The organism is Marivita sp. S2033, assembly GCF_046592965.1.
In the GTDB taxonomy this organism is placed as follows: Bacteria; Pseudomonadota; Alphaproteobacteria; order Rhodobacterales; family Rhodobacteraceae; genus Marivita.
The window spans coordinates 23,593-43,909 of the sequence record NZ_JBISBV010000010.1 but is presented as its reverse complement, the minus strand read 5'-3'; the positions used below and the strand labels follow the sequence as shown (position 1 = coordinate 43,909).

Sequence of the window (20,317 nt, the reverse complement as noted above, 5' to 3'; positions counted from 1 at the left end):
GGCCCTACCCGGTCACATTGACCCATCGGATCGCTGCATCCTCGGCGGTGACGGCAGCCAAAAGACGACCGGCGAGATGCGTCTGGATATAGCTTGCCGCGAACTTGCTGGGCGCCTTCAGCGTCAACCCGTCGCCGTCGCGGCCCGATTCGACCAAAGGCGCGAACCAGGCGGCATGGATCGCCGGGTCCGACTGGCCCAGCCGCGCAGAGGCCGACGCCCAGAGCCCCTGCCCCGCCACCGCCTGCGTCGCGCGGAACGGCACCACGTTGTCGGGCGCTGTGTCGGGCTGTGCTTCCTCCGGCCCCGCGCCCATCCGGGCGACGAAATCCGGGCCAACCGCAGCCCAATGCGCCCGCGTGGCGCAGAGAACCGCATCAAGATCGATGGCGTGTTCGGCCACCCTGCCCCGCGCCGCCGGTCGGCGCAGCACGATCCAGCCGCGTCCGCGCATCGCCGACAACTCGCGTTTCGCGGTGCGCTCGGTCACGCCCCACATGCGGGCGATCTCGCGTTGGCCGCAGGCAAAGCTGCCGCGCTGCCAGTTGAACCGCGCGGTAATGAGCAACACCAGCCGCCCCGCCAGCCGACCCTCGGTCTCGCGGTCGTGACAGGCCAGCGCCATCAGCGCGGTCAGAATGTCGTATTTCACAGCCGCGGCCAGGCGGCCTACGGGTTTTGCCTGCTGCATCCTCTTCACCCTACCGATTCGCCCGATCCGGCGGTCACTCTACCTCGGGGCCTGGCGGTGTTGCGTTCGGAGCTGTTCTGCGCTCGCCCGATTCATACTTTTACAACGTTCTTCCAAGCCTTGCCCGGATTAGCGTTGAAAACGCAGCGCCTGTCAAGGATTCGGGCGGCGCAGCCCGCCTGTCCCAATTTCGAAGGAAAGAGAAAAGGTATGTATCTGGTATTGGGGGACGCTCTGTATGTCCCGCCAAACCGCATGGATGTCCCCCCAAAGGGTTGTGGGGCGGCGACGGATGTCCCCCAATATGGGGTCTGATGGGCCGCGTCCGCCCAGACATGCCCGATTCGCATGCACTCCGGTTCCGACACGCGTTGGAGCCAGTGTGGGATGCGTTGTGCCGGATGTCGCGCGGATCATCGGGCAGACGTAACATGACTGGACAGATCCACCAAATTCGGCGTAATTGGGAAAAAGCACAGAATTAACGTCCGGCGGTTTTGATGATTACGCACGAAGAACTCCGAGAGATACAGGGCCGATCGCTCAAGATGCAGGGCTGGATCCGCGAACAGACCTTTTCCCCCGAGAAGATCAAGAGCCTGCGGCGCTTCTCCTCGTGGGAGGTGTCCGAGCTGATCCTGGGCATGAACCAGTCCACCTTTCGCGGCCGCCTGGCTGCCGATCCGTCCTTCCCCGCGGGGAAGGTCGAGCCCGAGGGGCGGCAGCGCTGGTTCTCTCTGGATGAGGTCAACACGCTGCGGCGCAAGATCAAGGTGAAGGGCAAGAACCTGATGCCCGCCCGGCCCAAGGGTCGCGCCTTCCGCTCTGCCATCGCCAATTTCAAGGGCGGCGCGGGCAAGTCCACCGTGGCGCTGCACTTCGCCCATGCCGCCGCGCTTGATGGCTATCGCGTGCTGGTCGTCGATTTCGATCCGCAGGCGACGCTGTCGCATTCGATGGGCCTGACCGATGTGAGCGAGGAACAGACCGTCTGGGGCATCATGGCCCGCGATCTGATACGCGAGACCGACCGCATGAACGCCGCCCCGGTGGCGGCGGAGTCGGGCACCGCCCTGCCCCGCCGCGCCATCCCCGACAGCGTGCGCGGCCTTGGCCTGCAAGAGCTGCGCATCTCGGATTTCATTCGCCCGACCAACTGGCCGACCATCGACATCGTCCCGTCCTGCGCCAACGCCGCCTTTGTCGAATTCGCCTCGGCGCAGTATCGGCACCTCAATCCCGAATGGTCGTTCTTTGCCGCCGTGTCGCGCTATCTCGATCAGTTGCCCGATGATGAATGGGATCTGATCTTTTTCGATTGCCCGCCCGCCATCGGCTACCAGTCAATGAACGCGGTCTTTGCTGCCGACATGCTCTGCATCCCGTCGGGGCCGGGCTATTGGGAATATGACAGCACCACCTCTTTCATCGGGCAGTTGTCCGAGGCGCTCGAGGATCTGTCGGCCGGGTTCGAGGGCGCGATGCCGACAGGCAAGATGGCGCTGCCCAAGGCGTTTCAGGACGTGCGCTTCCTGCTCACCCGGTTCGAGAGCGGCAACGATCTGCACCGGGCGATGTATGAAGCCTTTGGCAAGGTCTTCGGCGACAAGTTGGCGAAACATCCGATCGAATCCACCCGCGCGGTCGAGCAGTCGAACCGTTTTCTGAGTTCCGTCTACGAGATCGACTATCGCGAGATGACGCGCGAGACATGGCGGCGGGCGCGGGCGACCTTCGATCAGGCGTGGTCGGAATACCACGCGACGTTGCTGCCCGCCTGGGCTGCGTTGTCCGAGCAGGACGCGCAAGACGTGGATCGGTCGGCATGAGGCACGGCCTTCCCCGCGGGGAAGGATCTGGAATGAGGAGGCAGGCATGAGCCGCAAGAGACGCATGTTCGATATCGAGATGCCGGAGGATACCCCGACCGTTGAGGCGCCGCCCTCGCCCGAACCATCGGGCGTGCCGCGCCGATCTCCGATGGCCAGCGCCATTGCGGAAAACGCCGGCGCCCTGAGCAGCCGCGCCGAGGCCGAGGCGCGTATCCGCGCCGAGAATGACGCGCTGGCGCATGAATTTGTCGGGCTGAAGCGCGCCGGTCTGATCACGCGCTTGATCCCGCTCGACGAGATCGTGACCGAAGCGCTGGTGCGCGACCGCGCGCCGGGGCCGGACCCGGACATGGCGGAACTCGTCGCCTCGATTCGCGAGGTCGGTCTCTCCAACCCGATCCGCGTCGAGGAGCGCGGGGATGGCCGCTATGAGCTGGTTCAGGGCTGGCGTCGCCTGTCGGCCTATAAGGCTCTATACGCCGAAACAGGGTCGAATGACTGGGCCGCGATCCCGGCGGGGCTGCTTCCCCGTGGGGAAGGTCTTGCGGGCATGTATCGGCGGATGGTGGATGAAAACCTCGTGCGCCGGAACCTGTCCTTTGCCGAAATGGCCACCGTCGCGCAGGCCTATGCCGCCGATCCCGAGACCGTGCCGAAGAATGTCGATGATGCGGTGTCCGAACTGTTTCGCTCGGCGGCCTATAACAAGCGCAGCTACATTCGCTCCTTCGCGCGGCTTCTGGATCTGATCGGGCCGCAGTTGACATTCCCGCAGGCGATTCCACGCAATCTTGGCCTGTCGCTGCTCAAGCAGCTCGAGGACGATGATCTGCGAATCGAGCAGCTTCGCGACCGGCTGGAGGCCGCAACACGGCAGACCGCGCGCGACGAGTTGGAGGTGCTGCGCAGCTTCGTCCCGGTCGATCCGCAAGCCGAGGCCACACCCGAGCCGCGCGAAACGCCAGCGGCGAAAGGGCAGGGCGCCGACACCACCCGCCGCCCGCGCACCACCTTCGATCTGTCGCATGACGGGCAGCGGGTGAAATGCACCGCCGGGGTGGGGCAGCTCACGCTCAAGCTGGACCGCGATCTGAGCCGCGTGGAGCGGCGCAAGCTGGAGGACGGCATCGCCAAGCTGCTGGATTCCATTTCCTGAGCACGCCTTCCCCACGGGGAAGGTGTGGCAGCCGGTCAGTCGCGCTGACCGGCAGGGCAGGGGCCAAAAACCCGGAGCGCAAGAATATGCGGCGGCAGGGAGGCGGAGCGGCGAAACTGTCTTGCGAAATGAAACATGAATGGTTATTCATGTCTTGATGGCAAAGCTCACCCGACCAAAGACGAAACGCGGTCAGGCCCGACGGGCCCAGATCCTCAGTGCCGCCGAAAAGGTGATCGGCAAAAGCGGGTTTTCCACCGCGTCGATCGCAGACATCACCCGAGAGGCCAACACCGCGCTTGGCACCTTTTACATCTACTTTTCGAGCAAGGAAGAAGTGTTCCACGAGCTTGTGCTCGAGATGGGCCGGACGACCCGCGCGATGGTGGCCGGGGCGATTGCCAAGACGCCTGACCGCCTGTCGGCAGAGCGCGCCGGGCTGGAGGCCTTTTTGCGGTTCGTGACCGAGCGCCCGGCGCTCTATCGCATTGTCGAAGAAGCGCGGTTTGTCGATCCGGATGCCTACCGCGACTATTTCAACGGCTTCGGCGCAGCCTACAGTGCCGGACTGAGCGAGGCCGAGAAGCGCGGCGAGGTGTCCCCCGGCGATCCCGAGATCCGGGCCTGGGCGCTGATGGGCATGGCCAAGGCGCTTGGCGACCGCTACGTGCTGTGGGGCGACACACCCGACATCACCCATGTCGTTGACGAAGCCCACAAGTTGATTTGCCAGGGTCTGCAACCATGACGGGATTGGTCACCACGAGCCAGGGCGATGACGGACTGTTTCGCCTGACCCTTTGCGCACCGCGATCAAACGCGCTTGAACCGCGCGTGTTGACGGAACTGGATCGCGGCCTCGACGCGCTCGCCGCATCGGGGTGCGAGCGCGCGATCCTTGCGGGCGGGCGCAACTTTTCCTCCGGTGGAGATGTGGAGCGGTTCCATCAGGCCGCCACGGAGAACCGCGCCGAAGCCTATGCCGCCGAGGTCGTGCCAGTGCTGCAACGCTGTGTCCTGCGGATGGTTCAGATGCCGGTGCTGTTTGCCGTGGCCGCGCGCGGTGCGATCACCGGCGGATCGGCGGGTCTGCTGTTTGCATCCGATCTGGCGGTACTCGCCCCGGATGTCTTCGTGCAGCCCTATTACACCCGTGTCGGTTTCGCCCCCGATGGTGGCTGGGCCGCACTGTTGCCTGAACGTCTTGGCGTCGGGGCGGCGCAGGACTGGCTTCTGTCCGACCGCAGGGTGGGCGCGGATGATCTGTGCCGGATCGGGCTTGCGCGCGAGGTTCACGCGTCACCGGAAGAGCGCGCCGCCGATATCCTGTCTGGCATGAATGTCGCCTCTGCGCTGGCCATCAAACGGCTGGTCTGGGACGATGACAGGGTGCACGCCCTGCGGCGTCGGCTGAGCGCCGAAACAGACGCGTTCCGCGCCCTCATCGGTCAGCCCGCCACCCGGGCGGGCATGGCGCGGTTTCTGGGCAAGGCGCTGGATGCCGCCGATGTTTGACGCCATTCCCGACAGTGCCCTGCGCCGGGCCGAAATTGCACCCGCCGCAACCGCGTTTCGCGATCATGGCAGCGGGCAGGACTGGAGCTTTGCACAGGTCAACGCAGCGGCGGACGCGATTGCCCAAGGGCTGCGGGCGAGCGGATTTGAGGAAGGCGACCGGCTGGCGATCCTGTGCCTGAACCGGGTCGAGTTCTTTCTGACGCTGTTTGCCTGCCAGAAAACCGGTGTGATCCTGTGCCCGCTCAACTGGCGTCAACCCGCACCCGAACTGATCGAGACGCTGGCCGGGGTTGGCGCAAGGGCGATCCTGCACGATGTCGAACATGCCGATACCGCCAGCGATGTCGCCAGAGGGGTCGGGGCCGACACCATCGGCATCGCCACCACGCTGGCCGGCTGGATCGAAGCCGGTGGTCCGGCCCTGCGCGGTGCCGTGCCCGCGCAGCGGCCCTGGTATCTGCTGTTCTCCTCCGGCACGACAGGGCGGCCCAAGGCGGTCATCCAGACGGCGCGCATGGCCTGGGCCAATGCGATCAACATCGGTCAGGCGATCGGGTTGACCGGGGCCGATGTGTCGGTGAATTTCCTGCCGACGTTCCACACGGCGGGCATCAATCTCTATACGCTGCCGGTGTTCCTGTTCGGCGGGGCGTCTACGATCCTTCCCAAATTCGAGCCCGAAACCCTGCTGGAGCTGATCCGCACAGGCGCGGTGACGCAGTTCTTCGGCGTGCCGGCGATCTATCAGGCGTTTTCATTGATGGACGGGATCGACGATATCGACTGGTCCGGCCTGCGCTGTGGCTGTGGCGGCGCGCCGTTGGCGGAGCCGTTGATCCGCTTCTTCGCGGATCGGGGCGTTGACGTTCTCAACGGCATGGGGATGACCGAAACCGGCCCGACCGTGTTCCTGATGGACCCGGCCCATGCCGGTGAAAAGATCGGATCGGTCGGCAAGGCGCAGGTGTTGACGCAGGTGCGGCTGGACGGGGTGGCCGATGGCACCCTTGGTGAAGGCGAATTGCAGTTGCGCGGCCCCAACATCACTCCGGGGTATTTCGGGAACGACACGGCGACACGGGCCGCCTTCACCGCCGATGGCTGGCTGGCGACCGGCGACATCGGGCGACGGGATGCGGATGGCTATTATTACATCGTCGACCGGATCAAGGACATGTATATCTCCGGCGGTGAAAACGTCTATCCCGCAGAGGTGGAGCGCGTGCTCGATACACATCCCGCGATACTTGAGGCTGCGGTGATCGGCGTGGCCGATGACAGATGGGGGGAAACCGGCGCCGCCTTCGTGAGGCTGCGCCCGCAGGCCACGCTTGACCCCGATACGCTGGCACCGTGGTGCCGCCAAAGGCTTGCCGGGTACAAGGTGCCGACCCATGTGCGGATCGTTGACGACTTTCCCCGCACCGCCGCCGGAAAAATCCGCAAACCCGACCTTAGGACGCTTTTCGATGATTGATCTGACCGAAGACTGGTTGCCCACTCAGGCAGAGTTCGACCGCTTTGCCGAGGTTTCCGGTGACAATAACGCGATCCACGTGGACCCGGCATTCGCCGCCCGCACGGGCTTCGGCCACACGGTCAGCCACGGGATGCTGATCTACACCAAGCTTTGGGGCATGTTGCGGCGCGAACATCCGACGCTGCGGCAGGTGAGCCAGTCAATGATGTTCCCGAACCCCTGTTTTGCCGGGGAACCGGTGGTGCTTCGGGTGACGGGCACGGCCCCCGGAACGCTGACGCTGGTTGCCTATCGCCGTTCGGATGAGGCCGAACTGCTTTTGGCGGAATCGGAGGTGGCGCGATGAAACTCGGACAGACAGCCAAAGTCACTCGCAGTTACACCGCCGCGGATCTGGCCGCCTTTGGCGAATTGTCCGGGGTGCGCGCCACGGATCACGTGCCCGAACCGCTGATCGCGGCACTGTTCTCTTATCTTTTGGGCGTAAAGCTTCCCGGCTCCGGCACCAATTACCTCAAGCAGGAACTGGACTTTCAGACGCCAGCGCCGCTCGATACGGTGCTGACGGCCACGGTCGAGGTGACCCGGCTGCGGCCCGAAAAGCAGATCGTCGATCTGTGGGCGCGCTGCGTGATGCCGGACGGAACCCTGGTCTGCGAAGGCCGCGCGCTGGTGAAGGCAAAGGACGTCGGCGCCTGAGCGCGCCCTTAGGCGATGGCCGAAGCGGTGAAATCCCTGACGATCCGGGCAAAGGCGTCGGGTTCCTCAAGATGCGGCGAATGCCCCGAGTTTTCAAACACATGACGTCTGGCGTCCGGCGCGTGTTGCGCGATCCAATCGGCGGCAGAGGCCGGATAGACCCGGCTTTTTGCGCCGGAACAGACCAGATAGGGGCAGTCGATCCGGTCAATGACGGGGCGTTCGTCCATCGCGACCAGATCGCGCCACAGGCGGTGCATCTGCTCCCGGTCCTGTGTCAGGATCAGATCGCGCGCCTGTGTCCGACTGAGGCCGGCTGTCCCGTCCGGGGCGGCGAACATCGTTGCGGCAATGCCCTGGGTCGCGCCGTCCCAATCCGCGACAAGGCGCTCTGTGGTGGCGGCGATGCTTGACGCTGTCTGCCCGATCAGCCCGTGCGGCCAGTCCGGGGCAGGGCGGATGCGAGGGCTCATGTCGAGTGTCATCAACGCGCCGATCCCGCTGCATCCATACCGGCCAATGTAGTGCCAGGCCGCCGCCGCACCCATCGACCATCCGACGACCAGAGGGTTCGTGCCCTGCCAACGGCCCAGCGTGTCGGCGATCATCTCCGCGCAGGCATCCAGCGTGGCGGGCTGGTGCGCGGCAGAGCCATGACCGGGCAAATCCGGGGCCGCGCAGTCGTAATCGGGGCCAAGCCGCGTGATCGCATCGTCAAAGATCGCGCCCTGCATCGTCCAGCCGTGCAGGAACAGAACCGGCTGCGCCATGCTCAGCGCGCTGTCCGCAGCCGTCCGACAATGCCGGTCGGGAAGAAATAGACGCTGAGCACGAACAGGACACCGAGCCACATCAGCCAGCGGTTCGGATCGACAAGATCGGGGATCAGCGGCAGGTGGGCCGTCGCCTCGGCGGCCAGACCCATCAGGTTTTGCAGGTAGTTCTGCGCCAGCACGAAGATCGTCGCCCCGATCACTGCGCCATACATCGTGCCCATGCCACCGATCACCACCATCAGCAACACGTCGATCATGATCTCGAAGCTCAGCGTCGTGTCCGGCCCGACATAGCGCAACCAGACCGCGTAGAGACTGCCCGCCAGCGCCGCGACGGCCGCCGACATGCAGGTTGCCGCCGTGCGATAGGCGACAACGCGGTAACCGATCGCCTCGGCGCGGAAATCGTTTTCGCGGATCGCCTGAAGCACCCGGCCAAAGGGGGAATTGACGACCCGAAGCAGCAGCAGGAACAGCACAAGACAGCTGAAGAACACAAGGTAATAGGCCAGAAGGCGACCGTTCAGGTTCACGCCGAAAACCTCTCCGAACCGGAACGCCGGGGTCAGCGCGCGCGGGATGTGAAACGTCAGCCCGTCCTCTCCGCCGGTGAGCTGATAGAGCTGGCTGACCAGAACCGCCACCGCAGAGGCCACGGCAAGCGTGATCATCGCAAAGAAGATCGCCCGCACCCGCAGCGAAAACAGCCCGATCAGGTAGGCCAGAACCGTGGCCGCCAGCGCTCCGGCCAGCGTGCCGAGCAGCAAGGCATCCCAGCCGCGCCCCATATGCACCGACGCCAGCGCGACGCCGTATGCGCCAAGGCCGAAGAACATGGTGTGCGCGAAGCTGACGATGCCGGTATAGCCCAGGAGCAGGTCGTACGAGGCGACCAGCAGGATGAAGATACAGATCGTCGCAGCCGTGTGCAGCGCTCGCACGCCGGGAAAGATGAACGGCGCAAAGGCAAGGCCGATCAGCACCGCGACCAGCAGCACGGCAAGAACGCGGGACCGGGGCAAATCGCCCGAGAGAAGCCAGCGCACCATATCAGTTCCCTTTCGCAACATGCATCATGCCTTGCGGCCGCCACATCAGGATCACGGTCATCAACCCGATGTTGGAGACCAGCGCGAGTTTGGGTTCCAGAAAGGCGACGTAGTTCTGCAACAGTCCGACAAGCAAAGCGCCGATGAACGCGCCTTCGACAGAGCCGAGGCCGCCGATGATGACCACGATGAAGATCAGCACCATCATGCTTTCGCCCATCCCGGCGGTGATGACCTGTTCGTAAAGCGCCCACATCACCCCACCCAGCCCCGCCAGGGCGGACCCGGCGATGAACACGCCGACAAACACCAGCCGCAACCGGTATCCCAGCGCTTCGACCATGTCCGGGTTCTCGACACCGGCCCGCACGATCAGCCCGATCCTGGTCCGGCGCAGGACCATGCGAAGCCCGAAGAAGATCGCCAGCCCCACGACCACGGCAAGGATGCGGTATTTTTCCAGTGCCGCCCCGGCAAAGGTCACCGCGCCGCGCAGGGCATAGGGCCGGTTGAGAAACGTTTCCTCGCCTCCCCAGATGACATGGATCGCTTCCTCGATCACGATAAGCGCGCCGACCGTGATCAGGATCTGCTTGAGGTGCGAGCCATAGACGGGCCGCACGATCACCCGCTCGAACGCCCAGCTGAGCGCACCGGTCAGAGCCATCGCGGCCAGGATCGCCAGCAGGATCGCCGCGATGTTCAGCGGCAGCGACGCCGCGTCGGTCCAGCCGGAGAGGGCAAACAGCACCGAAACCCCGACAAAGGCTCCGAGCGATATGAAAGCCCCGTGGCCGAAGTTGATGATGTCCATCAAGCCGAACACCAGCGTCAGGCCCGATGCCATGATGAAGATCATCATTCCCATGGCAAGGCCGGACACGGTCAGCGTAAGCCAGCTTGTCGGTGCGCCGACGGCGACAAAGCCGATGAGGATCAACACCGGAACAAGCAGGTATGGCGCGGCGTGTCCCAGCCGGTCGGTCCAGGATGCGCGGGTCATTGTCGGTGTGTGGTCGGGTGCGGCGCTCATGATGTCATCCAGCCTCCATGCTCAGGCCCATCAGACGTTCCTGAAGGCCGGGATCGGTTGCAAGCTCTGTCATGGCGCCCGACCAGATGGCCTGGCCGTCATCCATCACGACGCATTGATCGCCCAACGCGCGGGCGACGGCGAAATTCTGTTCGACCATCAGGATCGACGCGCCCTGACGCTTCAATTCACGCAACGCGCCGACCATCGTGGAAACGATCGCAGGGGCCAGCCCCTTGGTGGGCTCGTCGATCAGGTAAAGCTGCCGGTCCTCGATCATCGCGCGGGCAATCGACAGCATCTGCTTTTGTCCGCCCGAGAGGTTTCCGGCAGGCGATTTCCAGAACGTCCGGAGCGGTGGAAAAACAGTGTAAAGCCAATCAAGCCTTGCCGGATCGGGCGCACCCGACACCGCCGCGAGGATCATGTTCTCCTCGACCGTCAGGTCACTGAAAATGCCCATGTCCTCCGGGACAAAGCCGATGCCGGCGCGGCACCGGGCCGACGCAAGCTGGCCGCTGATTTCGGTGCCGTCAAACCGGATGCTGCCCGCCTTGTTGCGCAACAGCCCCATGATCGTGCGCATCGTCGTGGTCTTGCCGACCCCGTTGCGCCCCAGAAGCATCGTGACCTGACCGCGCGGCACGCTCAGGCTCACGCCTTTCAGGATGTGGTATTGCGCGATGTCTGTCGCCACATCCTCAAGGGTCAGGATCGCATCAGGCATCCGCTATTTCCTTTCCCATATAGGCCTCTTGCACCACGTCCGACGCCATGACCTCGGCCGGCGGCCCGTCCGCGACCAGTTCGCCGTTGTGCAACACGATGATGCGGTCGGCGAGCGTGCGGATCACATCCATCTTGTGTTCCACCAGCAGGATCGTGCGGTCGCGGTCCTGTTTCAATTCGGCGATCAGGTCGAGCACCACGGGGGCTTCGTCGACGCTCATCCCGGCGGTGGGTTCGTCGAACATGTAGACATCCGGTTCCAGAGCGATCAGCATCGCGACCTCGAGCTTGCGTTGGTTGCCGTGGCTCAGTTCCGAGACCTTCTGCCCGCGCAGGGCGTCAAGGCTGACGCGTTCGAGCACCGCCATCGCCGCATCTGCCACCTCGCGATGGCTTTGCGCCATCGACAGCAGGCGAAACCCCTGACCCATCCGCGATTGCATCACAAGACGCACATTCTCGAACACCGTCAGTTCGGGAAACAGGTTGGTCAGCTGAAAGGCGCGGCCCAGACCAAGCCGACACCGCCGCGACACGCTGAACCGCGTCACGTCCTGCCCCCTGAGCCTGACCCGCCCGCCGGTCACGCCGATCTGACCGGATATGAGATTGAAATAGGTGGTCTTTCCCGCCCCGTTCGGCCCGACGATCGCGGTCAGTTCTCCGGCGCGAAAACTGCACGTCACACGGTTCACCGCCACATGGCCGCCGAACCGCACCGTGAGATCGGTGGTTTCCAACAGGGTTTGTGTCATGTCTCTAGGTGCCCTGAACGGTGCCGCGTCAGTCCGGCGGGCGTATCCGTGTGGTGCCCGCCGGTGTGGGTGTCGATCAGTTGCGGATCGGGACGTCCATTTCGGACGCTTCGATTTCGCGCACCAGGACCGGAACACCCCAGTCAACACCGTCCTGCACTTCGATGCGGAAGTGATACATCGACTGCATGGCCTGATGATCCTCGGGACGGAATGTCATCGGACCTTTGGGGGTGTCCCATGTCATGCCTTCCATCGTTTCGATCAACGCTTCGGTATCTTCAAACGTGCCAGCGGCCTTGATCGCTTCGACCGCGGCGATCCCCGCCGCCATGCCGCCTGCGGTGAAAAAGTCGGGCGGAGTGCCGAAGCGGTCGAAATGGGTTTCGACCAGCCAGTCGTTCACATCGTTTTTCGGGATTTCGTAATAGTAATACGTCGCCCCTTCGAGGCCGGGCAGATCACGGTAGGCCACCAGCGCGGGCAGGATGTTGCCGCCGGTCGCGATCTCGACGTCAAAGCGCGACGGGTCCATCGCGTTCAGCGCACCCATCGGGTTGCCGCCTCCCGCCCAGATCACGAACAGCTGCTTGCGCTCGGCTTCGACGTCGCTCATGGCTTGAAAGATACGCTCTGCGGCGGCTGTGAAATCGGTGGTGTCGGTGGGCACGAATTCCTGATGCACGACCTCCGCGCCGGTGCCTTCGAGGGCTTCGACAAAGGCCGACACGCCGTCACGGCCAAAGGCGTAGTCCTGCGCCAGCGTGGCAATCGCGACGCCTTCCTTGCCCAGGGCGACCGCGTTGGAGATGGCATCCTGGGACGAGTTGCGACCGGTGCGGAAGATGTAGCGATTCCAGTTCTCGCCGGTGATCGAATCCGCCACCGCAGGTTCGACGATCAGCAGCCTCTCGTATTCCTCGGCCACCGGCAACATGGCAAGCGCCACACCAGACGACACCGGGCCGATGGCGATGTGAACGTCGTCGTCGCCATAGGCTTCGGCCAGCATCGCGCGGCCACGGGCCGGGTCGAGTTGGGTGTCATATTCCAGAACGGTGATCGGTTCACCGTCGATCTCCATCGTGCCGTCGGTGGCGTATTCCAGACCAAGCATCAGCCCGGTATGGCTTTGCGCGGCATAGGCTTCCAGCGCGCCGGTTTGACCATAGACATGACCAATGCGAATTTCAGCGGCAAGCGGTGCCGCCAGAGCCGACGCCAAGAGCGCGGCGGTAACGGTGCGTTTCATCACAAGACTTCCTCCCTTGAATCTCTGCTCAAAGGTGAGACATGAATCAATATTCATGTCAAGGAAGACGTGGCTGACCCACATGGGTTTGCCCGCCGTTTTCCCTCACCGCCACGGGGCGAAAGGAGCGCAGATCTAGGCTGTGTTCAACTGCATCACCGTCAGCAGCGTGGCGAGGGCAGGGAGGGTCAACTGCTCCTTCGCGATCTCCTGACGCTCGGGCGTGTAGGTGTCTTCGGCGTCGAGCATGTTCACCGTCGCGATCAGCTCTCCCTTGTGGATCACCGGCAGGTTGATGACCGCGCCACAGCCCAGGCTGCCGATCAACTCATGGTCCGGGAACACGTCCGCGATGTCGGCCAGCGTGTTGGCAACGAACATCTCGTGGCGGTCGTGGACCTGATTGAACCAGCTGTTGCGGGTGATCGGCTTGGTGCCCGAGGTCGGATAGCTGTCCGGATCGCTGGTGTAGGAGCGGCTGGCGAGTTCGGTGGTCATGTCAACGGTCATCACCGTGAACAGTCTGGCGCCGATCAGCGTATCGGCCAGCCTGTGCAGCGCGGCCTGTGCGCCGTCGGCGGTGGTGGCGGCGGACAGGTCGGCGTTGAAGCGGGCGAGGGGTGTGGTCACGGTGGTTTCCTTCGGGGTCAGCCGCCGCTGGCGGCATAGAGGGTTCGCGAATAGGGATCGGTGAAATCGCCGTGATGCAGCGCCGTCACCGGCGCGATCTCGACGATCCGGCCCTTGGTCATCACCGCGACGCGGTCGCACATGAAACCGACGACCGGCAGATCGTGACTGACCAGCAGATAGGTCAGGTTGTGTTCGGCGCGCAGACGTTTGAGCAGGTTGAGGATTTCCGCCTGCACGCTGACATCCAGCGCGCTGGTGGGTTCGTCCAGCAGCATGATCTTCGGCTCCAGCATCAGGGCGCGCGCAATGGCAACGCGCTGGCGTTGGCCGCCGGACATCTGGTGCGGATAGCGAAAGCGGAACCGCCGGTCCAGACCGACATCCGCAAGCGCCTTCTCGATCCGCTCCGACCGGTCGCCGAGCCCGTGAATTGCCAGCGGTTCGGAGAGCACCGCATCGACGGTCTTGCGCGGGTGCAGCGAGCCGTAGGGGTCTTGAAACACCATCTGACAGGTGCGCGCGAGGGTCTTGTCCGGCCCGTGGCCGCGTGGCTGGCCCAGCACCGACATATCGCCGGTCCAGTCCGGCGCAAGACCGGCGATGGCCTTCAGAACCGTCGATTTGCCGGACCCGCTTTCGCCCACAAGCGCGAAACTTTCGCCTTCGGCGACGTCAAATGTCACGCCTTCAACAACGCGGGTGCTGCCGTAGGAGATATCGAGGTTGTTCAGTGAAATCGCGGCGGTCATGTGCCCTCCCATGCGCTGCGGTCGAGCGTCGGCAGGATGTCACGCGTCTCGTTCATGCGCGGCACGGCGGCCAGCAGACCCTGTGTATAGGGATGCGTGGCGCGGTCCAGCTCTCCGGCGGCGCAGCGTTCGACCACGCGACCGGCATTCATCACCAGGATCTGGTCGCAATAGCGTGCCACCAGTTGCAGATCGTGGCTGATCAGGATCAGCCCCATGCCTTGTTCGCGCACCAGCGTGTCGATCAGGTCAAGCACCTGCGCCTGCACGCTGACATCGAGCGCGCTGGTCGGTTCATCGGCAATCAGGACTTTCGGTTTCGGGATCAGCATCATCGCGATCATCACCCGCTGGCCCATGCCGCCCGAGACTTCGTGCGGATACATCCTGGCCACGCGGTCGGGGTCGTTGATCTGCACGGATTCCAGCATGTCGCGCACCCGCGCGCGGGTGGCGCTGCGGGACAGTCTTTCATGCACGCGCAGCGCTTCGGCGATTTGCCGACCGATGGTCATCACCGGGTTGAGCGAATAGCGCGGGTCCTGCATCACCATGGAAATCCGCGCGCCGCGCAGGGCGCGCATGTCACGTTCGGACAGGGACAGCAGGTCCTGCCCCTGAAACTCCAGCCTGTCCGCCGTGACCCGCCCCGGTGGCCGGATCAGCCGCAGGATCGCGCGGCCCGTCATGGATTTGCCGGACCCGCTTTCGCCGACAATGCCAAGCCGTTCCTGACCCAGGTCGAACGACACGCCCTTGACCACATCGACACGGCCCTGCGGTGTCGGGAAGTTCACATGAAGGTTGCGCACGGACAAAAGCGGTTCGGTCATGATTTGCCCGCTGACTTGGGATCAAGCACATCGCGCAGCCCGTCGCCGAGGAAGCAGAACCCCAGCGACACGAGGATGATCGCCAGCCCCGGCATCGTCGCGACCCACCATTGATCAAGGATGAACACCCGCCCGCGCGAGATCATCGCGCCCCATTCCGGCAGGGGGGGTTGTGCGCCAAGGCCCAGAAAGCCAAGGCCAGCGGCGGTCAGGATGATCCCCGCCATGTCCAGCGTCACCCGCACGATCATCGACGAGGTGCAGAGCGGCAGCACATGGGCAAAGATGATGCGCGCGTGCGACGCGCCCAGCAGGCGGGTGGCCGAGACGAATTCGGCGTTGCGGAAGGTCAGCGTTTCGGCCCGTGCAATCCGCGCATAGGACGGCCATGCGGTGATCGCGATGGCGATGATCGCGTTCTCGATGCCGGGGCCAAGTGCCGCGACAAAGGCCAGTGCCATGATCAGCTTGGGCATCGACAGGAACACATCCGTCAGCCCCATCAGGATCCGGTCGGTCCAGCCGCCGAAATAGCCCGAGATCGCCCCGATCACCAACCCGAGCGGGGCCGAGATCACCGCGACCAGCGCCACGATCATCAGCGTGATGCGCGAGCCGTAGATGACCCGCGAAAAGATATCGCGGCCCAGCTCGTCGGTGCCCATCCAGTGATCGGCAGAGGGCGGCAGCAGCCGGTTGGAGAGGTTCTGTCCAACCGGGCTTTCGGGGGCGATCATCGGGGCTGCGATCGCGGTGACGATCAGCAGCCCGATGATCAGCGCCCCGGCCACCGCCAATGGATTGCGCAGCAGCATCCCGCCGGCGCGATAGAACCGCCCGGCACTGGCCTGCATCCGCGATGCGGGGCTGTCAGAGGTCAACCATGCGTGCATCACCGGCTCCTTATCTGCTGCGTGGATCAAGGACGCGGTAGAGCACGTCCGACACTTTGTTGATCAGGATGAACACCGCGCCAATGACCAGCGTTGCCCCCAGAACCGCGTTCATGTCGGCGTTGAACAGCGCGGTCGTCAGGTAATTGCCGATGCCGGGCCATGAAAACACGGTTTCGATCATCACCGACCCTTCGAGCAACCCCGCATAGCTGAGGCCGATGACGGTGATCAGCGGGACGCGGATCGGTCCGAACGCATGGGTCCAGATCACGCGCGTCTCGCTCACGCCCTTGACGCGGGCGGTGGTGACGTATTCCTGGCTCAGTTGGTCAAGCATGAAACTGCGCGTCATCCGCGCGATATAAGCGAGGGAAAAGAACCCAAGTATCGTGGCGGGCAGGATGATCCGGTGCAGGGCGTTGCGAAAGACCTGCATGTTCCCGTCCAGCAGCGAATCGACCAGCAACAGCCGGGTGACAGGTTCGACCAGCCCGTCGTAAAACACATCGATCCGCCCCGGCCCGCCGACCCAGCCGAGGCCGGCATAAAACACCGCCAGTCCAACCAGCCCGAGCCAGAAGGCCGGCACCGAATAGCCCAGCAGGGCAAGCACGCGGATCACCTGATCCGACCAGCTTCCGGCGCGGGCGGCGGCGTAAACCCCCATCGGCACGCCAAGCAGCACCCCGATGATGATGCCGATGGTCGCCATTTCGAGCGTTGCGGGGAACACGCGCACCAGATCCTGCGCCACAGGCCGTCCGGTGGAGACGGAGATGCCCAGATCACCCTGAAGGACATCACCGACATAGGAAAAGAACTGCACGATCAAGGGCCGGTCCAGCCCCATCGCAACGCGCGCGGTTTCATATTGTTCGCTGGTGGCGCGGTCACCGACGACGGCCAGCACCGGATCGATCGGCACCACGCGGCCAATGAAAAAAGTGATCGCCAGCAGGCCAAGGAAGGTGAGCGCGGTGATCACCGCGAAGCCGCCGAGAGAGCGGGCAAACCGTGTCAGTCGCATCGGCGGGGCGTTGGGATTGAATGACATGGCGCGGCGGTCCCTCACAACTCCGGCCCCCGTGCGGCGGACAGGGCGTGGTTTCACCAGACGTTAGGGAAAGAGCTTGGCAAATGCAAAAAGTTTTGCTTACATCTAAAAAAGTTTTTTAGCCGGACCGGGAGGAGAGTGCGTGCAGGAGTCGCCGGGCAAGATCGCGCAGGGCGCGTCCAGACCAGCGCGGCAGACGCCCGCCGTTCTGGGTCCGCGGATACGCGGACGGCGGCGCAAGCTCTCCCTGACCCTCAAGACGCTGGCGGAACGGTCCGGGGTGTCGGTCGGCTATCTCAGTCAGGTCGAGACCGACAAGGCGGTGCCGTCCCTGGGCACGCTGGCGCAGATCGCGCAGGCGCTCGAGGTTGATCTTGACCATTTCATCACCACCCCCCGCGCCGCGACGGCGCTGTCGCGTGCCAGCGAACGGGCGCAGTTTTCCCTGCCCGGATCGGCCATGTCCTACGAGATGGTCAGCAACGATTATCCCGGCTCCGAACTCAGCAGCTATATCCTCCTGGTGCCGCCCGGCTATGCGTCCGAGGTGACGACCCACGAGGGCGAGGAGATCGTCATGGTGCTGGAGGGAGAGATCGAACAGACCCTTGGCGACGAAACGCTGGTCATGGGGCAGGGGGACGCGCTGCACTATAGCGGCGCGACCCCGCACAGTTGGGCCAACCGCAGCGATGCCCCTGCGCGGATGATCTGGACCGGCACCCTGAGCGTGCTTTTGCGAAAATAACTTCAAGTCATACCACACGAAACCAACAGGAGAGAGAGACAATGAAAAGCTTAAGAACGGCCCTTCTCGCCAGTGTTCTGGCGCTGCCACTGGCCGCGCCCGTGCTGGCGGACACGCCAGACAGCCTTCTGGTCGTGGCGCAGAACATCGACGACATCGTCGCGATCGACCCGGCGCAGGCCTATGAATTCACCAGCGGTGAGTTGGTCACGAACATCTATGACCGCCTGGTGCAATACGACGCCGAAGACCCCACCGTGCTGGCGGCGGGCCTTGCCGACAGCTGGGAGACCGACCCGGACGCCAAGACCGTGACATTCACGCTGCGCGAAGGGGCGACGTTCCATTCCGGCAATCCGGTGCGCCCCGAGGACGTGACCGGCAGCCTTGCGCGGGTCATCAAGCTGAACCTGACACCTGCCTTCATCCTCGCGCAGCTTGGCTGGACGCCGGAGAACGTGGACGACATGATCACCGCTGATGGCAACACGATCACCGTCAAATATGACGGCGATTTCTCACCGGCCTTCGTGCTGAACGTGCTGGCGTCGCGGCCTGCATCCATCGTCGATATGGAAACCGTCATGGCCAACGAGGTTGACGGCGACATGGGCAACGCATGGCTGAACGAAAACAGCGCCGGGTCGGGGCCGTTTTCGCTGCAAACCTTCCGGCCTGCCGAACTGGTGCGCCTGGCCGCGAACCCCGATTACTTCAAGGGCGCTCCGGCGATGGAAGGCGTGATCCTTCAGCATGTGGCCGAGGCCGCGACCCAGCAATTGCTGCTGGAACAGGGCGATGTCGATATGGCGCGCAACCTGACGCCGGACCAGATCGCCGGACTGTCCAGCGACGACATCAAGGTCGAGACCTTCCCGCAGGCCGCGGTGCATTTCCTGTCGTTCAACCAGAAGAACGAGGCGTTGACCGATCCCGCCGTGTGGGAAGCTGCCCGCTATCTGGTGGATTACACCGGCATGACCGACAGCTTCCTGAACGGTCAGATGGAAATCCATCAGGCGTTCTGGCCCAAGGGTTTCCCCGGTGCGCTGGAGGAGACGCCCTACAGCTATGACCCGGACAAGGCCGAGCAAATTCTGGCCGATGCCGGGGTCGATCTGCCGATCACCGTCGAACTTGACGTGATCAATTCCGCGCCCTTCACCGACATGGCGCAATCGCTTCAGGCGAGCTTTGCGGAGGCCGGCATCAACTTCGAGATCCTGCCGGGCACGGGCGCACAGGTGATCACCAAGTACCGTGAGCGGACGCACGCGGCGATGTTGCTTTACTGGGGGCCGGACTTCATGGACCCGCATTCCAACGCCAAGGCCTTTGCCTATAACTCCGACAACTCGGACGAGAATTATCAGGCAACAACCACATGGCGCAACGCCTGGGCGGTGCCGGACGAGCTGAACGAGCTTACCATGTCGGCGCTGACCGAACCCGATGCGGATGCGCGTCTTGAGCAGTATCTCGAGCTGCAACGCGCGGTGCAGAAGGAAAGCCCGATCGTGATCATGTTCCAGGCGGCCTATCAGGTGGCGATGGATGATGACGTGTCCGGCTATGTCAACGGGGCCACGTCCGACTTCGTGTTCTACCGTCTGGTCGAGAAAGACTGAGCCAGCTTAACCAACCGGGGCCGCCTTACGGGGCGGCCCCGCCATGCGTGGCTTTGCACAGTCGGATTTGCCGGTCGGTTGACAAACGAAACTTCCGATGCCTAACTGTCAACAGTTTTCAGATCGGGGAAGCCGTGCAGTCAAGCAAGATCATCTCACCCGCACCGTCCCTGTCCGACCGGGCCTTCGCGGCGCTTGCGGACGGGATCGCCAAGGGCGAGCTGGAACCCGGCGCACGCCTGAAAGAAGCCGAGCTTGCACGCGATTTCGGGATCAGTCGCGGGCCGCTGCGTGAAGCGATGAACCGGCTGGAAAGCCACGGCCTTGTCGAGCGCCGAACAAATCTCGGCGTGTTCGTCACCGCGCTGACGCTTGCCGATCTCGACGATCTTTTCACCATGCGCGAAGCCCTAGAGGGTCAGGCCTGCGGGCTTGCCGCGACCCGCATGACTGCGGACGATCTGCGCGTCCTTGCCCGGATGCTGGAGCGGCACGAGAGCGAGACCGCAAGCACCGGACATTACAAACAGGTGTCGTCGGACAACGATTTCCATTTCTACATCATCAAGCACTCGGGCAGCCAGCGCCTGTTCCGCGCGCTGTGCGATGAGCTTTATCTCCAGATCCGCATGTACCGTCATCGCTCATCGTCAAAGCCCGGCCGCTCCGAGGCGGCGCTGGCCGAACATGCCGATATCGTGCGGGCGCTGGAAACCGGCGAACGCGACAGGGCCGAGAAAGCGATGCGCCTGCATATCTCCAACGCCCGTGAAAACCTGCTATGGACAGAGACGCCGGCGAAATGA

Annotated in this window: 22 protein-coding genes; 10 read left to right on the top strand and 12 right to left on the bottom strand. The window is 63.9% G+C overall.

Annotated features, from left to right (window positions below):
- Positions 1-4: 4 nt before the first annotated feature.
- Complete coding sequence (locus ACGKZZ_RS14745; protein ID WP_411224348.1) at positions 5-691, bottom strand: hypothetical protein; 687 nt, start codon at positions 689-691, stop codon at positions 5-7.
- Between the two features lie 500 nt (positions 692-1,191).
- On the opposite strand from ACGKZZ_RS14745, the gene ACGKZZ_RS14740 reads away from it, so the two are divergent.
- From ACGKZZ_RS14740 to ACGKZZ_RS14710, 7 genes are all read left to right on the top strand, one after another.
- Positions 1,192-2,520 (top strand): AAA family ATPase, encoded by a 1,329-nt coding sequence (locus tag ACGKZZ_RS14740; protein ID WP_411224347.1) that lies wholly within the window; start codon positions 1,192-1,194, stop codon positions 2,518-2,520.
- Between the two features lie 46 nt (positions 2,521-2,566).
- Positions 2,567-3,679 (top strand): ParB/RepB/Spo0J family partition protein, encoded by a 1,113-nt coding sequence (locus ACGKZZ_RS14735; protein WP_411224346.1) that lies wholly within the window; start codon positions 2,567-2,569, stop codon positions 3,677-3,679.
- A 139-nt stretch (positions 3,680-3,818) separates the two neighbouring features.
- Positions 3,819-4,427 (top strand): TetR/AcrR family transcriptional regulator, encoded by a 609-nt coding sequence (locus tag ACGKZZ_RS14730; RefSeq protein ID WP_411224345.1) that lies wholly within the window; start codon positions 3,819-3,821, stop codon positions 4,425-4,427.
- On the top strand, positions 4,424-5,194 hold the full coding sequence (locus tag ACGKZZ_RS14725; protein ID WP_411224344.1) for an enoyl-CoA hydratase/isomerase family protein: 771 nt from the start codon (positions 4,424-4,426) through the stop codon (positions 5,192-5,194). The genes ACGKZZ_RS14730 and ACGKZZ_RS14725 overlap by 4 nt, the downstream gene beginning before the upstream one ends.
- A complete protein-coding gene (locus tag ACGKZZ_RS14720; protein ID WP_411224343.1) occupies positions 5,187-6,674 on the top strand; it encodes an AMP-binding protein in 1,488 nt (495 codons plus the stop codon). Before ACGKZZ_RS14725 ends, ACGKZZ_RS14720 begins: the two co-directional genes overlap by 8 nt.
- Positions 6,667-7,023, top strand: a complete 357-nt coding sequence (locus ACGKZZ_RS14715) for a MaoC/PaaZ C-terminal domain-containing protein (protein ID WP_411224342.1) — start codon at positions 6,667-6,669, stop codon at positions 7,021-7,023. Before ACGKZZ_RS14720 ends, ACGKZZ_RS14715 begins: the two co-directional genes overlap by 8 nt.
- Entirely contained in the window at positions 7,020-7,376 is a 357-nt protein-coding gene (locus tag ACGKZZ_RS14710) for a phosphate acetyltransferase (RefSeq protein ID WP_411224341.1), read from the top strand. The genes ACGKZZ_RS14715 and ACGKZZ_RS14710 overlap by 4 nt, the downstream gene beginning before the upstream one ends.
- An 8-nt stretch (positions 7,377-7,384) precedes the next feature.
- On the opposite strand, the gene ACGKZZ_RS14705 is transcribed toward ACGKZZ_RS14710, so the two are convergent.
- From ACGKZZ_RS14705 to ACGKZZ_RS14655, 11 genes are all read right to left on the bottom strand, one after another.
- Positions 7,385-8,146: an alpha/beta fold hydrolase gene (locus tag ACGKZZ_RS14705; protein WP_411224340.1), complete on the bottom strand. Its 762-nt coding sequence runs from the start codon at positions 8,144-8,146 to the stop codon at positions 7,385-7,387.
- A 2-nt stretch (positions 8,147-8,148) separates the two neighbouring features.
- Positions 8,149-9,201, bottom strand: coding sequence for a branched-chain amino acid ABC transporter permease (locus ACGKZZ_RS14700; protein ID WP_411224339.1), 1,053 nt, complete (start codon positions 9,199-9,201; stop codon positions 8,149-8,151).
- Position 9,202: 1 nt separating this feature from the next.
- Positions 9,203-10,234, bottom strand: coding sequence for a branched-chain amino acid ABC transporter permease (locus tag ACGKZZ_RS14695; protein WP_411224338.1), 1,032 nt, complete (start codon positions 10,232-10,234; stop codon positions 9,203-9,205).
- Between the two features lie 4 nt (positions 10,235-10,238).
- Entirely contained in the window at positions 10,239-10,961 is a 723-nt protein-coding gene (locus ACGKZZ_RS14690) for an ABC transporter ATP-binding protein (RefSeq protein WP_411224337.1), read from the bottom strand.
- Positions 10,954-11,718: an ABC transporter ATP-binding protein gene (locus ACGKZZ_RS14685; RefSeq protein ID WP_411224336.1), complete on the bottom strand. Its 765-nt coding sequence runs from the start codon at positions 11,716-11,718 to the stop codon at positions 10,954-10,956. Before ACGKZZ_RS14685 ends, ACGKZZ_RS14690 begins: the two co-directional genes overlap by 8 nt.
- Positions 11,719-11,794: 76 nt before the next feature.
- Entirely contained in the window at positions 11,795-12,970 is a 1,176-nt protein-coding gene (locus tag ACGKZZ_RS14680; protein WP_411224335.1) for a substrate-binding domain-containing protein, read from the bottom strand.
- 135 nt (positions 12,971-13,105) lie between these two features.
- Positions 13,106-13,600 carry a GAF domain-containing protein gene (locus ACGKZZ_RS14675; protein ID WP_411224334.1) on the bottom strand — a complete coding sequence of 165 codons (495 nt, stop codon included), beginning with the start codon at positions 13,598-13,600 and terminating at the stop codon, positions 13,106-13,108.
- Between the two features lie 17 nt (positions 13,601-13,617).
- Complete coding sequence (locus tag ACGKZZ_RS14670; RefSeq protein ID WP_411224333.1) at positions 13,618-14,352, bottom strand: ABC transporter ATP-binding protein; 735 nt, start codon at positions 14,350-14,352, stop codon at positions 13,618-13,620.
- Positions 14,349-15,185, bottom strand: coding sequence for an ABC transporter ATP-binding protein (locus ACGKZZ_RS14665; protein ID WP_411224332.1), 837 nt, complete (start codon positions 15,183-15,185; stop codon positions 14,349-14,351). Before ACGKZZ_RS14665 ends, ACGKZZ_RS14670 begins: the two co-directional genes overlap by 4 nt.
- On the bottom strand, positions 15,182-16,078 hold the full coding sequence (locus ACGKZZ_RS14660; protein WP_411224331.1) for an ABC transporter permease: 897 nt from the start codon (positions 16,076-16,078) through the stop codon (positions 15,182-15,184). Before ACGKZZ_RS14660 ends, ACGKZZ_RS14665 begins: the two co-directional genes overlap by 4 nt.
- Before the next feature lie 10 nt (positions 16,079-16,088).
- Positions 16,089-17,135 carry an ABC transporter permease gene (locus tag ACGKZZ_RS14655; protein WP_411224330.1) on the bottom strand — a complete coding sequence of 349 codons (1,047 nt, stop codon included), beginning with the start codon at positions 17,133-17,135 and terminating at the stop codon, positions 16,089-16,091.
- Between the two features lie 142 nt (positions 17,136-17,277).
- On the opposite strand from ACGKZZ_RS14655, the gene ACGKZZ_RS14650 reads away from it, so the two are divergent.
- The 3 genes from ACGKZZ_RS14650 to ACGKZZ_RS14640 all read left to right on the top strand — a co-directional run bounded on the left by ACGKZZ_RS14650 (position 17,278) and on the right by ACGKZZ_RS14640 (position 20,317).
- Entirely contained in the window at positions 17,278-17,883 is a 606-nt protein-coding gene (locus tag ACGKZZ_RS14650) for a helix-turn-helix domain-containing protein (protein WP_411224329.1), read from the top strand.
- Positions 17,884-17,924: 41 nt separating this feature from the next.
- Positions 17,925-19,511: an ABC transporter substrate-binding protein gene (locus tag ACGKZZ_RS14645; protein WP_411224328.1), complete on the top strand. Its 1,587-nt coding sequence runs from the start codon at positions 17,925-17,927 to the stop codon at positions 19,509-19,511.
- A gap of 134 nt (positions 19,512-19,645) precedes the next feature.
- Positions 19,646-20,317, top strand: a complete 672-nt coding sequence (locus ACGKZZ_RS14640) for a GntR family transcriptional regulator (RefSeq protein ID WP_411224327.1) — start codon at positions 19,646-19,648, stop codon at positions 20,315-20,317.